This is a genomic window from Polyangiaceae bacterium, from assembly GCA_015075635.1.
In the GTDB taxonomy this organism is placed as follows: domain Bacteria; phylum Myxococcota_A; class Polyangia; order Polyangiales; family Polyangiaceae; genus JADJKB01.
On the sequence record JABTUA010000003.1, the window covers coordinates 2,060,975 to 2,074,467 of the forward strand.

Consider the following 13,493-nt stretch of genomic DNA (forward strand, 5'->3'; position numbering starts at 1 on the left):
ATGTCTTCCCACCTCCGCAATTGGCTCGCGTTGAGCTTGGCGCTCGGCGCTCTGCTCTTGCCGGCGTCGGGCCGCTCCGACGCGGCGAGCGACGTGGCGGATCTGTATCGCGCCTCTTACGCGGCAGAAGCGAAGGGCCAGCCCGCGGTGGCGCTGGAGAGCATGCAGAAGGTCGGGGCCAAGGCCGGCCGCAGCTACTTCGTCGAGGTGCGGAGCGGCTGGCTCGCGTACCTGGCCGGGCGTCATGCGGACTCGGAGAAGGCGTACCGGGAGGCCATCGCCAAGAATGCCGACTCCGTCGAGGCCCGGCTCGGGCTCACGCTGCCGCTCCTGGCTCAGAAGAAATGGCGCGAGCTGGAGAAGGCCTGTCGCGAGGTGCTGAAGAAGGACGCCGGCAACGCCGTGGCGCGGGCGCGCTTGGCCCACGCCTACTACTCGCTCGGCAACTACCCGGATGCTGCCACGCAGTATCGCAGCTTGGTCAAGGAGTATCCCGGCGAGCTCGACCATCAAACCGGCCTCGGGTGGGCGCTCGCACGCATGGGGCGCGTCGCAGAAGGGAAGAAACTCTTCAAGCAGGTGCTCGACGTGTCGCCGGACAACGCCAACGCGCAGGCGGGCATGGCGCTCAAAGACGCGCCCTGACGGCCGATGAGCTATCGTCGCGCTGGTCATGACGAGCGTCCGCCGCATCTCGCTGTCCCTCGGTCTCTTGGCGCTCGGTTGCGGTAGCGACGAAGACGCCGGCGCGGGAGCAAAGGTCTGCGCCGGCAAGCTCGAGCTCGACGTCGCCGGGGTCGTGCTCAGCGACGACTGCAAGAGCCGATTCACCCTCGGGCCGCGAGTGAAGAGCGCGGGCGCCTGGCAAGGGCCGAGCGGCGACTGCGCGCTCGAGGGCGGCGCGCTGACCTGCCCGATGGGCGCGCTCGGGAGCGCGCGCGTCACGCTCGACGGCTCGGTCGTGAAGCTCGGATTCACGGCCAGCGCGGCCGGCGTCTTCCAGGGCCTCGAGCTCGGCGGCACCGGCGAGCTGCCGGGCGCCAATGCCTGGCTCTCCAACGGCTTCCAGTCCTGGTCGCAGAGCGGCGTGATCGCGCTCGGTCCGTCCCCCGCCGACGCGGAGCTCGAACAGGCGCTCGGCGCCCGCGGAGACGGCGAAGTGGCGCGGGAGGGCTCGGAGCTCTCGTGGACGTTCACCTTCGCCGGCGGTGGGGACTCGAGCCTGTTCGCAGGCGCGCTCGCCGAGAAGCGCTTTCGTGCCTGGGCGGCGCTGCACCAGGCCGGCGACGGCTTGCACCTCAGGTTGGTCAGCGGCGCCTCCGGCGAGGCGGTCCCGCTCGGGGCGAACGAGAGCCTCGAGGCCGAGCCCTGGCAGCTCGAGCTCGGCAGCGACCTGACCGGCGCGGCGACGCGCTGGGCGGACGCGATCCCGTCCCGCGCTCGGAGCACGCCGCGCCCGGCGTCGGCGGGCTGGAACTCCTGGTACGAGCTCTGGGACGACGTCGACGAGACGGCAGTGCGGGACAATGCCCCGCTCGCGCGCGACGTCTTGACCCCGCATCTGCCCTCCGGGACGCCGCTGCGCATCGTGGTGGACGACGGTTGGCAGAAGGCCTGGGGTGACTGGGAGCCGAACGCGAAGTTCCCCTCGGGTCTGTCCGGGCTGGCGAAGGACCTGAAGGCGCAGGGCTTCCAGACCGGGGTCTGGCTCGCTCCGCTGCTCGTGGACGAGGACAGCGCGACGGCGACGGCGCACCCGGAGTGGATGGTGGGCGGCGCCAGCTTCAAGCACAGCAAGAACGGCAACATGCGCGTGCTCGACGTCACGCATCCGGAGGCCGCGAAACATCTGGGGCAGGTGATCACGCAGATCGTCGGCTGGGGCTACGATCTCCTGAAGATCGACTTCTTGTTCGCCGGCACCTTCGAGGGCCAGCGCGCCGAGCCGGTGCAGCCGATGGAAGCGTACGCGCGCGCGCTCCAGATCATCCGTGACGCGGCCGGTGAGGACACCCTGCTCCTCGCCGTAGGGTCGCCGGGCCTCGCCAGCCTGCCCTTCGTGGACGGCTGGCGGGTGGGTGGCGACATCGCCTTCCAGGTCTCCGACGTGGCCTGGGCGTTCCTGCCCAGCCAGGCCCGCAGCGTCGCCGCGCGCTGGCCGCTGTGTCGCGCCACGGCCTGCGATGCCGACCCCGTCATGCTGCGCAAGCTCGAGCCTCACGAGGTGGACGCCGGCGGCTACATCGCCGCGTTCGCCGGCGGGGCGTTGTTCCTCTCGGACGACCTCCGAGCGCTACCGGTCGAGCGTCGGGCTCTCGGCCTGGACGCAGAGCGCGCCGCCTGGGCGCTGTCGAAGCGGCCGGCGGTCCCGCAGGATCCGTTCCCCGAGACGCCGCCGGAGACGCTCGCCAACGTGATCGTGGACCTGATCTCGAAGCAGACCTCCCACGTGGTGCCCAGCGTCTGGAAGAGCGAGGACGGCACGGAGATCTTGCTCAACGTCTCGGACGAGGCCCGGAGCATCCGCGGCGTCGAGGTCGGCGCGCACTCTGCACGGGTGCGCTAGCGCGCTCCCGATGCCCCATACATCACCAGCCCCAGCACCGCGACCACGTCCACCTCGAGCAGCAGCGACGTGGCGCTCACGCCTTCGTCGTCGAAGGTTCCGTCGAAGCGCAGGCCGACGCGGAAATCGTAGAGGTAGGCCGGCACCGTGAGCTCGGTGAGAGCTCCGAGCAGCAGCCGGCGCGCGTCGTCGTTGCCTTCGGCGCTGCCCCGCTGGGCCACCAGGCCGCCGACCCGGAGATCGAAGATGTCGAAGCTCGCAACGGGCACGCTGCCGATCCCGCCGAGCGACCACATGGCGTGGGTCTTGGCGTCGATCAGGTACTCGCCGAAGAAGCCGAGGCCCGGGCCGTGCCCCGCGTGAGACGGATACGCGATGAGCGCGGGCCTGAAGCCCCAGGTGAACCCGTGCATCTCCTCGCGGCCGAAGGTGCTGCCGAACGGCATTGAGACGTTGAGGCGCACGGGCCAGGCCGGCGGTGCCTGCTCTGCCTGCGCCGAGTGCGTGACGAGGCCGAGCGCCAAGAGCGAGAGGACGAACGCGGCTCTTCTCATGAACAGGCGGAGCCTCCAGCTCCCGCCCCTCGTATCAGCTCTTCCACGGTGCTTTTCAGCACCCCGAAGGAGAAGTTCCCGTACAGCATCGCGCGCCCGCCATCGAACACGAAGGTGGGTGAGCCCTGGAGCTTGAGCCGCTCCTTCTCGCTGAAGTCGTCCCAGACCAGCGCGAGCGCCCGTCCGTCGTCGAGGAGCTCTTCCACCGGGGCTCGGGCGATGCGCAGCTCTTCGAGCAGGTCGAGCTGCACGGAGCGGCGCGAGACGTTCTGTTCCTGGACGAAGAAGCGCTCGCGCAAGCGCAGCTGGAAGAGCGCGCCGCTGCCCGGCTCGGCGAGCCCCGCGCGCTCGACGGCGAAGACCGACCGGATGGCTGCGCCCGCCGACCACGACGACGCCGGGCAGTCTCGCTCCCAGCAGCGACCGCTCACCTCGCCGCGCCCGTGATCGGCGGCGATGCGCCGGGTCGCGGCCACCCGCCCTGCGACGCCGTCCGCCCGCCAAGGCCCGCTGGCGAAGCGCGAGGGAACGCTGCCGAACACCGGGATCACGCGGTAGTCCACCGTCAGGTGCTCGCCGAACTCCGCCAGCACACGCTCGAGCTTCTCCTGCGCGACGAAGGCCCAGATGCACAGGGGGTCCGACCAGTAGCCGAACTCGACGTGCGCGGTCATTCCGCGGCAAAGTTAGCACGAAACGCCGGCGGCGCTTGCCAAGCACGGGGCGTTTCGGCAGCCTGCCCCGCAGAGGTCACGGATGCTGGGTTCTCCTGCGATGCAGCTGTACGCGCTCTTCTCGACGGTGGTGGCGATTCACCTGCTCGTGCTCGCGTCCTGGACAGGCACGGTCCGCTTCATGCGCAAGGCCTACGTGAATCCAGAGGACGCGAAGCTCAACAAGGGCGAGCAGGTCGAGCAGGACCATCCGGACGTCATGCGTGTGAAGCGCGCACACCAGAACGCGATCGAAAACGCCATCCCGTTCTTCGCCGTCGGGTTCCTGTACGCGGCGGTCGCACCCAGCAAGAACGCGGCGTTGATCTACTTCGCTACCTTCACCGGAGCGCGCGTGTTGCACTCGCTGTTCTACCTGTGGGGCCGCCAGCCCTTCCGCTCGATGATGTTCGCGGTCGGCGCCCTCGCCACCCTGGGCATGGCCGTACACGTGATCCGTACGGCGATTTGACCCCGACTTGATCTGGATCAACGCGCGGCGAGCGCTCATCCGGCACCTAGAAACGAGGTGCCATGAGCGGAGCCGAGCACGACGTGATCATCATCGGCGGGGGGCACCACGGCCTGACCTGCGCGGCCTACCTGGCCCGGGCCGGCGTGGACGTGTGCGTGCTCGAAGGGCGGCACGAGTGGGGCGGAGCCGTCTACACGGCGGAGGTCACCGCTCCGGGCTTCTGCCACAACATCCACGCGAACTTCATGGAGTTCCTGCACATCATGCCGTTCTTCGAGGACTTCGATCTGCCGAGCCTCGGCGCGCGCACGATCTACCCCGAGGTTCAGGCAGGCATCGCGTTTCGGGACGGCCGCCCTCCGGTGCTGATCTACAAGAACGACATGGTCGAGGAGACGGCGAAGAGCTTCGCCGCCTACTCGAAGCGCGACGCCGAGACCTGGCGCGAGCTCAAGACCAAGGCGAACATGTTCGAGCTCGTGATGGCGGCGGCTCTCTACACGCCGCCGGCCAAATGGAACCCGAGCGAGAACCTGCCGAACCCGCTCCTGGCGGCCTCGAGCTCCTTCAGCATGTTCGGGCTCGACGAGGAGATGGCCTTCAAGACGGTGCGCGACTGCATCGACGAGTACTTCGAGGCCGACGAGGTGCGCGCGCTCCTCTACCGCGTGGCCATCGAGTTCGCGGCGCCGAGCCTGGAGTGGCCGGGGTCGGGGTACTTCTTCCTGTTCGCGTGCCTGTTCATGCCCGGCTGCTGGCGCATGATGGTCGGCGGCACGCACCGCCTGAACGGCGCCATGGTCACCGCCTGCATCAAGGAGGGCGTGACGATGCGCGAGTCGAGCCGCGTCCGGCGCATCTTGCTCGACGGCGGCCGGGCCTCGGGCGTGGAGCTCGTGGACGGCAAGCGCCTGTTCGCACGCAAGGCCGTGGTCAGCGCCGTGGGGCTCAAGGACACGTTCCTGGACATGGTCGGTGAGGAGAACCTGACGCCCTACACGCGCCGGCGCGTGAAGCACTTCAAGGAGGGGCCGGACCAGGTGCTCGGCTCGGTGGCGATGGCCCTGCACGAGCCGCCCCGCTACAAGAGCGCGCGCTGGGACCCCGGGATCGATCGCGCCTGGTATCAGGTCGTCGGCTACGACAGCGCCAAGGACGTCCTGGACTACTGCCGCGCCGGACACTGCGACCGGGTGCCGGAGCTGCCGGCCGCCGGCGTTTGGGTCAACTCGCTCTGGGACGCGACGCAGGCGCCACCCGGCAAACACAACTTGACCGGCTGGTACTTCTTTCCCAAGGCCAGCGCGCTCAGCGAGGCGGAGTGGGAGTCGGTGCGCGCCGGCTACAACGCGGAGTTCTTGCGCCTGTACGCCGAGTTCGCGCCGAACATGACCCGCGACAACGTGATCGCCGACTACCTGCACACGCCCCTCGACCAGGAGCGGGGCATGCGCATGCGCGAGGGGGATTTCGGTCACGGCGCCATGAGCCTGGACCAGTTGATGGGGCTCCGGCCGTTCGCGGGAGCAGCGCACCACGGCACCGAGATCCCCGGCCTGTACCTGGCGGGCAGCTGCATGCACCCCGGCGGCGGCGTCACCGCCGCCTGCGGCTACAACGCCTTCAAGGTGCTGTGTCAGGACCTCGACTTGCCACCGGTGTGGCAGAAGCCCACGCGGTTCTACTGAGGCGCGCCATGGGGATGTTCGACCAAGGCTTCGACGCGATCATCATCGGTGCCGGGCACAACGGAATGGCGCTGGGCGCGTACCTGGCCAAGTCCGGCTGGTCCGTGGGCGTGCTCGAGCGTCGCAGCGAGGAGGGCGGGGGCCTGTGCACCGAAGAGGTGACCGAGCCCAACTTCCTGCACAACCTCCACTCGAACTACCACTCGCTGGTGGGCATCTGTCCCGTCTACGACGACCTCGAGCTCACGGACAACGGCGTCGAATACGCGCACCCCGACGTGCAGATGGGCAGCATCTTCGCCGACGGCACCGCGCTCACCATCCACACCGACATGGCAAAGACGGCCGCGAGCTTCGCGCGCTTCTCACGGAAGGACGCCGACACCTGGCTTCGCCTGTGGAACGAGGTGAGCGGTTACATGGACCTGATGGTGCGCACGCTGATGTACGCACCGCCCATCGCCTTGAACGACATCACCCGTGCTCTTGCCTCATGGGGGGTGGAGGACAAGAGCGAGTTCCTGAGCGCGCGCCTGCGCTCGATGACGGTGGCGGAGTTTCTGGACAAACACTTCGAGAACGAGCGCATCAAGGCGATGCTGGCGTTTCACGCGGCGATCTGCGCCTACCAGCCCCACGTGAAGGGGCTCGCCGTGAGCTACCCGGTGCTGCTCGGCAAGATCGCCAACTGGCACGTGTGCAAGGGCGGCAGTCATCGACTGGCCCACGCGCTCCTCAGGGTGATCGTCAAGGCCGGCGGGCGCGTGTTCCCGCAGGTCCCGGTGCACAAGATCGTGGTCGAGGACGGCCGCGCCATCGGCGTCGAGACGCCCGACGGCTTCGTGCGGGCACACAAGCTGGTGGCCTCCAGCATCGACGTGAACCAGACCTTCGAGAGCCTGCTCGACGCCGAATGGGTGCCGGAGCGCACGCGGAAGGACGTCGCCGAGGTGAAGTACCAGGACGCGACGCTCTTCAACGTGCACGCGGCTCTGAACGGCACGCCCAGGTACAAGGCGGCCAGCTTCGATCCCGACATCGATCGCGCCTGGATCCTGAACATCGGCTTCGAGACGCTGGCCGACTTCGAAGAGGAGTTCTCCCGCGTGCGCGCCGGCCGCCTGCCCGAGCGGCCGCGGCTGAACGTCGCCGTCAACTCGCTCTACGATCCGACCGACGCTCCGGAGGGCAAGGCCACGGGACTCTTGCGGGTGTTCGCGCCGTTCTCGCTCGAAGACGGCGGACCCGAGGCCTGGAGCCGCGTCGGCCCGGGCTACGGAGCGGCCTGCCTCAAGCGCTGGCGCGAGGCGATGATCGAAGAAGACGCTCGTGCGCTCGTGCGCCGCTTCGCCACCGAGTCGCCGCTCCAGATCAGCCAGAAGATGCTCAACTACCGCTTCGGTGACTGGATGGTCGGGCGCATCCACCCGAAGAGCCTGCTGGAGCACCGCCCCACCGACGAGCTGGCGCAGTACCGGACTCCCATCGCCGGCCTCTACATGTGCGGCGCGTCTCAGCACCCGCACGGCTACATCACCTTCGCTCCTGGCTACAACGCGCTCGGCGTCATCGCCGAAGACATGGGGATCGAGAAGTGGTGGGACCGGGTGTGAGCGAGCGACCGCGGGTCGAGCTCTTGGGCGCCGACAGCGCGAGCGGCCTGGCCGACCTGCTCTTCCAGTTCCTGGAGCAGACGCTGGACGCTTCGGTGGAGAAGGCGGCGGAGGCCCGCGCGTTGCGCGGCGACCTGGTGGTGCGCGCCGCCGAGGACGAGGGCATCGCCGTCCGCATCGCCTTCCTGGGCGACCGTATCGAGCTCAGCGACCTGGGCGCGGCAATCGCCGACGACGCCCCGAGCATCCAGGGTGATTTCCTGTCGGTCGCCCACGTCACCAGCGGCCAGGCGAGCCCGCTGGCCCTCTTGTTGCGGCGCCAGCTGCGGGTCCGATTCGACCTCGCTCAGCTGCCGTTCCTGTGGCGGGTGCTCGGCTTCATGCGCATCGAGGACCGAGCGCCCGCTCGGCAACGCCTCGTCGTGCTGGCGCTGACGTTCCTGCTGATTCTCGCGCTGGTGCTCTTTTTCTGGCTTCGCACGCCAGGCTAGGAGGTCTCCCGATGTCCACCATCTACTCGGACGCCTGGTACGAAGACATGAAGCTCCTGATCAACGGCTCGACCGAGTTCAGGCGGCTCGCTCCGACCGAGCGCATGGTCATGACGCTCGAGGTGATCGGCGACGACACCAGCCCTTACGTTCCGAGCGGCAGCGCCGTTCACTACCTGGTGGTCTTGGACCACGGCGAGGTCACCGAGTACCGGCGTCTGGCCGAGAAGCACGACGGCAAGGGCCTCGGCTTCCGCTTCACCGCGCCGGCCACGGTGTGGGAGACCATCGCCGCCGGGCAGATCGACCCCATCACCAGCGGCTTGCGCGGCCAGATCAAGATCCGCGGCGACATGCGCTTCCTGATGCAGAACGCCGACGCGGTGAAGATCCTGGTCGATCTCTACGGCCGGCAGGTCACGACCGAGTGGCCACTCGGCAAACCGCCCTACGCTGGCGCGCGCTGAGCGTCCGGGGCACCCCGCCAAAGCTCCGAGATCGCGTGCTTCGGCTTGTCGCGTACCGTGCTCCGGAGCATGAACGCCAGCGATGACGGACCCGGCACCCGCCCAGGCCCTCGGGGGGTCTGCGATCGGGGGCATCTCCGAGCGCAAGCTGCTGGTCGTCCTGGCGCTAGTGCAGTTCGTGAACGTCCTCGACTTCATGATGGTCATGCCGCTCGGCCCGGACTTCGTCGAGGCGCTGGGCATTTCCAGCTCGCGCCTGGGGCTCATCGCCGGCAGCTACACCGGCGCGGCGGCGGTCTCGGGCCTGGTGGGCATGTTGTTCCTCGATCGCTTCGACCGGCGCGTGGCGCTCCTGGTCGCGCTCGCGGGGCTCGTCCTCGGCACCGCCGGCGGCGGGCTCGCGACGGGACTCGGCTCGCTGATGCTCGCCCGCGTCGTGGCGGGGCTGTTCGGCGGACCGGCCGCGGCGCTGGCGCTGGCCATCATCGCCGACGTGGTCCCGCCGGAGCGACGCGGTCAGGCGCTCGGCGCCGTGATGGGAGCGTTCTCCATCGCCTCCGTGCTTGGAGTCCCGGCGGGGCTGGAGCTCGCGCACCTGGGAGGGTGGCGCTTGCCGTTCTTCGCGGTGGCAGTGCTGGGCGCCGTGGTAGCGCTCGGCGCGGCCTGGCTCTTGCCCGCGCTGACGCTCCACTTGCGCGCTGCCGAGGCCGCGCCGCCGGTCGGGACGCTGGACGTGGTGCGCCGTCCGGTGGTGCTGATCGCCATGGCGATGAACCTGACGACGATGCTCAGCGTCTTCGTGATCGTCCCCAACATCGCCACCTACCTCCAGTTCAACCTGGACTACCCCCGGGCGAAGCTCGGGCTGCTCTACCTGGTCGGGGGTGTGTTCAGCTTCTTCAGCATGCGCGTGGCCGGACGCCTCGCCGATCGATTCGGCGTCAGCGTCGTCGCGGGGCTCGGGACCTTGTTGTTCATCGTGGCGGTGGTGACCGGCTTCTTCTTCGAGCGCTCGCTCTTGCCCGTGATGGCCGTCTTCGTCGCCTTCATGGTCGCCGGCGCCTTCCGCATGGTGCCGATGAACGCCTTGGCCACGCGCGTCCCGCGCTCGGTGGAGCGCGCGCGCTACATGAGCGTGCAGTCCACGGTGCAGCACGTGGGAGCCGCGCTCGGAGCCGCCGGCGCCACCGCGATCCTGGTCGAGCAGCCCGGCGGGCGACTCCTGCACATGCGGGAGGTAGCCCTGCTCTCGGTCGCGCTGGCCGTCCTGCTGCCCTTCCTGCTCTGGGCGGTGGAATCCCGCGTGCGGGCCGCCGAACGGGGGCCGTAGACGGGGATCATTTCCAGCTCGGTCCGGCACGGGTACGGGGATCGGAGCTGGGGGTGTGCATCGCACCGTCCCCCGAGGAGGCAGCGGTGAACGACCACGTGAAGTACACGCTCGACGAGTCCGAAATCCCGAAGGCTTGGTACAACATTGCGGCGGACTTGCCGGTGCCGCTCTCGCCACCGTTGCATCCGGGCACCGGTCAACCCATCGGCCCCGACGATCTGGCGCCGCTCTTCCCGATGTCGCTGATCCAGCAAGAGGTCAGCGCCGAACGCTGGATCGAGATCCCGGAGCCCGTCCGCGACGTGTATCGCCAGTGGCGGGTGACGCCGCTGTATCGCGCGCGTCGTCTGGAGAAGGCGCTGGGGACCCCGGCGAAGATCTACTACAAGTACGAAGGCACGAGCCCGAGCGGCAGCCACAAGCCGAACACCGCCGTGCCGCAGGCCTTCTACAACCGCGAGGCGGGCATCCGGCGCATCAGCACCGAGACGGGCGCCGGGCAGTGGGGGTCGTCGCTGGCGTTCGCCGGCGCGCTCTTCGGCATCGCAGTGAAGGTCTACATGGTCAAGGTGAGCTTCGACCAGAAGCCGTACCGCAAGGCCTTGATGCAGGCCTACGGCGCCGAGTGCGTCGCGAGCCCCAGCAACGAGACGGAGTCTGGCCGCGCCATCCTGGCGGCGCACCCGAACAGCCCCGGCAGCTTGGGGATCGCCATCAGCGAGGCCGTGGAGGTCGCGGCCAAGAACGACGACACCAAGTACGCGCTCGGCAGCGTGCTGAACCACGTGCTCCTGCACCAGACCGTCATCGGCCTGGAGGCGCTGAAGCAGCTGGAAATGGCCGGCGACTTCCCGGATTTCGTCATCGGCTGCGCGGGGGGTGGCTCCAACTTCGCAGGCATCGCCTTCCCGTTCCTGGGCGAGCAGCTGCGCGGGGGCAAGAAGGTGCGCGTCGTCGCCTGCGAGCCCGCGGCCTGCCCCACGCTGACCCGGGGCAAATACGCCTACGACTTCGGCGACACCGGGAAGCTCACGCCGCTGGTGAAGATGCACACCCTGGGCTCGAGCTTCATTCCCCCGGCCTTCCACGCCGGCGGTCTGCGCTACCACGGCATGGCCCCGCTGGTGAGCCACGTCCAGGAGCTCGGGCTGATCGAGTCCCGCGCCTTCCACCAGAAGCCGTGCTTCGAGGCCGCCCTGCAGTTTGCCCGCGCGGAGGGCATCATCCCGGCGCCGGAGTCGAGCCACGCGGTCCGTGCGGCCCTGGACGAGGCGCTGCGCTGTCGCGAAGAGGGCGTCTCTCGCGTCATCCTCTTCAACCTGTCGGGCCACGGGCACTTCGACATGGGCGCCTACACGGACTTCCTGAGCGGCAAGCTCGAGGATCGCGACTACGACGAGAAGGAGCTGTCGGCCGCGCTGGGACAGCTTCCGCAGGTCGCGCTCAGCTGAGCGTCGGCCGGATTGGCCGGGAGTGGGGGAGCTGTCGAGTTCTTCCGACGGCTCTCCACTCAGAAGTCGTAGCGCACGGGCGGATTCGGCACAGCCCCGCCGCGGGCGGGACGCTGTTCGCCGCCACCGCGGCGGCGCCGACTACTTCGCCAGCACGACCTGGCAGCGCCCCGCGTTGCACAGGGCCGTCGCGTTCGGCGGGTACTGGATCATGCACTTGGAGCACGCGGAGTTGGGCTCGCACATGGCCTGCTTCAGCGCGGCCTCGCTGTCGGTGCGCACGGCGACCAGCTGCTCCGCGATGGGGCCGCAACCTTCGCAGCAGCCCAGCCCGTCGCGCAGGCGGCAGTCCGAGTCCAGCTTGCACCCGGCGTAGTCCTCGCGCAGTCGCACGTCCCATGCCGCGCACTGCCCGCTCTCGCAGCTCGCGGCGAGGTTCGGGTTCATCATCATGGCGCAGTCGCAGATGGGTCCCTGGCAATTGCACTGGCCGGCGGACGCCTGGTTCATCGCCACGTAGTCCGTGAGCTCGGGCACTCCGCACAGGCAGCAGTCCGAGGTCGCCAGCACGCACTGACCCGGGCCATTGCAGGTCTTGAGCGTCGGATCGTGACAAGCGTCGCCGCCGCCGCTGCCACCGAGGGCGCCACCCGAACCGCTCACGGCGCCCGTGCCCGAGCTGCCGCCCACTCCACCGCTCGAACCGCCGCCGCCGCCGGAGCCACCGGGTCCCGTGCCCGCGCTGCCCCCCGATCCGTCGTTCGACGATTGTCCGCCACAGGCTCCGAGGACGAGAGCCAAGCCCACCGCGATCAGGTGCTTCATGCACACCTGCACTGCAGGGCTCGTGCCAGGCGAAAGCCGCGGATTTCTTCGCAACTGGCGCGGCGTGCCACGACCGACGGTTGGCACAAACCCGGGCGCCGCCGCCATCAAGCGCCGTCGGGTCGAGGGACGACGTCTTCGGCTCGGAGCGGGCCCTCGCGCACGAGCGCCCAGAAGTCGTTCAGCGGCACGAGCAGGCCGCCGAGGTTGAACACCTCCCAGCCCAGGAGCAGGTCGCTCCGGCCCGGGTTCACGCTCACGAGTGGGCAGTAGCCGGTGCGCGCTGGGAAGTCTCCGAAGCGGTTGCCCGCATCCCGGTAGTCCAGGTAGTGCTCGCCCTTCCAGCCGCGCGGGAAGCGGAGCCCGGTGGCGGAGCGCACCTCGTAGTGTCCGAAGGTGAGGGGCTTGCCGGCGCGGTCGCGCTTGGGTGCCGGCGCGCTGCCCCAGCCGGTCTGCTCGACCTTGACGTTCCAACCGCGCAGGCGGCCGCTGACCGGGTCACGATGGAAGGTCTTGCGAAAGGACTTCCAGAACAGGCGGTGGAACAGCGCCGGCATCGACAGGTCCACGCCCGGGTAGGTCGTGTCGGCGAGCGCCTCGAGATCGAGTGGCAGGGCGCGTTCGACGATCGCGAAGCGCTCGGCGTTCGACATCGACAAGAGATCTTCGAGCGTCGTGAGCATGGCGGCGCGGGAGTGTACCTCGAGCGTTCCTCGCTCGCGCGCCCCGCACTGAGGGCCTGCACCGTTCTCGTGGCCCCCAGCACCCGACGCAAGCGTTGCGCAGGATGCTCGCCGCCCGCACTGCGAGCGCCGGGCACGCGCCTTGCTCCGCTTCTCGGTACAGGAAGGAAGCGCCATGGCAGAGTTGATTGGAGTCGAGAGCCCGGAACCGCTCCCGCCAAGGGCCCAGCGGCAGCGCACGAACTGGCGCCACAGGCTCGGGGTCGCCGTGCTCGTGCTCGTGGCAGGCTCCGTGCTCCTGTTCGTCATGCGCTCACCACCGGCGCCGAACCTCGATCGCTTGCCTGCGTCCACGCGGGGCGCGCTCTACCAGCGCGTGCTCGCCGACCTGGAGCTGTGCGCGACGCCGGCGGGTGGAGACTTCGGCGACCACTGTCGCCACCAGGCGGAGCTCGCGCAGCATTTCCCCGAGTGCGACGCCGTCTGCCGGGAGCTCGCTTCCCGCTGGGTCGGGCAGCCGACCCGCTGAGCCCTTACGCAATCCTTGCTCCGGCGCCGAGCAAGTTGTCGCCGGGCTTGCTTGGCCGAAGCTAGCTTTCACTCGCTCGTCTTCTCCAAGGGTCACTCCCATGCC

At 69.3% G+C, this 13,493-nt stretch carries 14 protein-coding genes; 10 read left to right on the plus strand and 4 right to left on the minus strand.

Translation table 11 applies throughout. The annotated features are described in order from the left end of the window. Both HS104_39910 and HS104_39915 read left to right on the plus strand, forming a co-directional pair. Positions 1-645, plus strand: a complete 645-nt coding sequence (locus HS104_39910) for a tetratricopeptide repeat protein (GenBank protein ID MBE7486124.1) — start codon at positions 1-3, stop codon at positions 643-645. Between the two features lie 28 nt (positions 646-673). After that, complete coding sequence (locus tag HS104_39915) at positions 674-2,566, plus strand: alpha-galactosidase (GenBank protein MBE7486125.1); 1,893 nt, start codon at positions 674-676, stop codon at positions 2,564-2,566. Here the strand turns inward: HS104_39915 and HS104_39920 are convergent. Both HS104_39920 and HS104_39925 read right to left on the minus strand, forming a co-directional pair. Further along, positions 2,563-3,120, minus strand: coding sequence for a hypothetical protein (locus HS104_39920; protein MBE7486126.1), 558 nt, complete (start codon positions 3,118-3,120; stop codon positions 2,563-2,565). The genes HS104_39915 and HS104_39920 overlap by 4 nt on opposite strands. Beyond that, positions 3,117-3,794 carry a DsbA family protein gene (locus HS104_39925; protein ID MBE7486127.1) on the minus strand — a complete coding sequence of 226 codons (678 nt, stop codon included), beginning with the start codon at positions 3,792-3,794 and terminating at the stop codon, positions 3,117-3,119. Before HS104_39925 ends, HS104_39920 begins: the two co-directional genes overlap by 4 nt. Positions 3,795-3,876: 82 nt before the next feature. Between HS104_39925 and HS104_39930 the strand changes: the two genes are divergently transcribed. The 7 genes from HS104_39930 (at position 3,877) to HS104_39960 (ending at position 11,351) form a co-directional block, all read left to right on the plus strand. Further along, a complete protein-coding gene (locus HS104_39930; protein MBE7486128.1) occupies positions 3,877-4,305 on the plus strand; it encodes an MAPEG family protein in 429 nt (142 codons plus the stop codon). A gap of 62 nt (positions 4,306-4,367) precedes the next feature. Next, entirely contained in the window at positions 4,368-5,996 is a 1,629-nt protein-coding gene (locus HS104_39935; GenBank protein MBE7486129.1) for an NAD(P)/FAD-dependent oxidoreductase, read from the plus strand. 8 nt (positions 5,997-6,004) lie between these two features. Next, positions 6,005-7,609, plus strand: coding sequence for an NAD(P)/FAD-dependent oxidoreductase (locus HS104_39940; GenBank protein ID MBE7486130.1), 1,605 nt, complete (start codon positions 6,005-6,007; stop codon positions 7,607-7,609). Then, positions 7,606-8,100: a hypothetical protein gene (locus tag HS104_39945; GenBank protein ID MBE7486131.1), complete on the plus strand. Its 495-nt coding sequence runs from the start codon at positions 7,606-7,608 to the stop codon at positions 8,098-8,100. The genes HS104_39940 and HS104_39945 overlap by 4 nt, the downstream gene beginning before the upstream one ends. A gap of 11 nt (positions 8,101-8,111) precedes the next feature. Beyond that, positions 8,112-8,567, plus strand: a complete 456-nt coding sequence (locus tag HS104_39950; protein ID MBE7486132.1) for an SCP2 sterol-binding domain-containing protein — start codon at positions 8,112-8,114, stop codon at positions 8,565-8,567. A gap of 82 nt (positions 8,568-8,649) precedes the next feature. After that, a complete protein-coding gene (locus tag HS104_39955; GenBank protein ID MBE7486133.1) occupies positions 8,650-9,897 on the plus strand; it encodes an MFS transporter in 1,248 nt (415 codons plus the stop codon). 86 nt (positions 9,898-9,983) lie between these two features. Then, entirely contained in the window at positions 9,984-11,351 is a 1,368-nt protein-coding gene (locus tag HS104_39960; protein MBE7486134.1) for a TrpB-like pyridoxal phosphate-dependent enzyme, read from the plus strand. A 141-nt stretch (positions 11,352-11,492) separates the two neighbouring features. Here HS104_39960 and HS104_39965 read toward each other — a convergent pair whose 3' ends face one another. Beyond that, positions 11,493-12,176 carry a hypothetical protein gene (locus tag HS104_39965; GenBank protein MBE7486135.1) on the minus strand — a complete coding sequence of 228 codons (684 nt, stop codon included), beginning with the start codon at positions 12,174-12,176 and terminating at the stop codon, positions 11,493-11,495. Positions 12,177-12,283: 107 nt separating this feature from the next. Beyond that, positions 12,284-12,859, minus strand: coding sequence for a hypothetical protein (locus HS104_39970; GenBank protein MBE7486136.1), 576 nt, complete (start codon positions 12,857-12,859; stop codon positions 12,284-12,286). 175 nt (positions 12,860-13,034) lie between these two features. On the opposite strand from HS104_39970, the gene HS104_39975 reads away from it, so the two are divergent. Continuing rightward, the gene (locus tag HS104_39975) at positions 13,035-13,388 is read left to right on the plus strand and encodes a hypothetical protein (GenBank protein ID MBE7486137.1); all 354 of its coding nucleotides are present in this window, start codon (positions 13,035-13,037) and stop codon (positions 13,386-13,388) included. Positions 13,389-13,493: the final 105 nt, after the last annotated feature.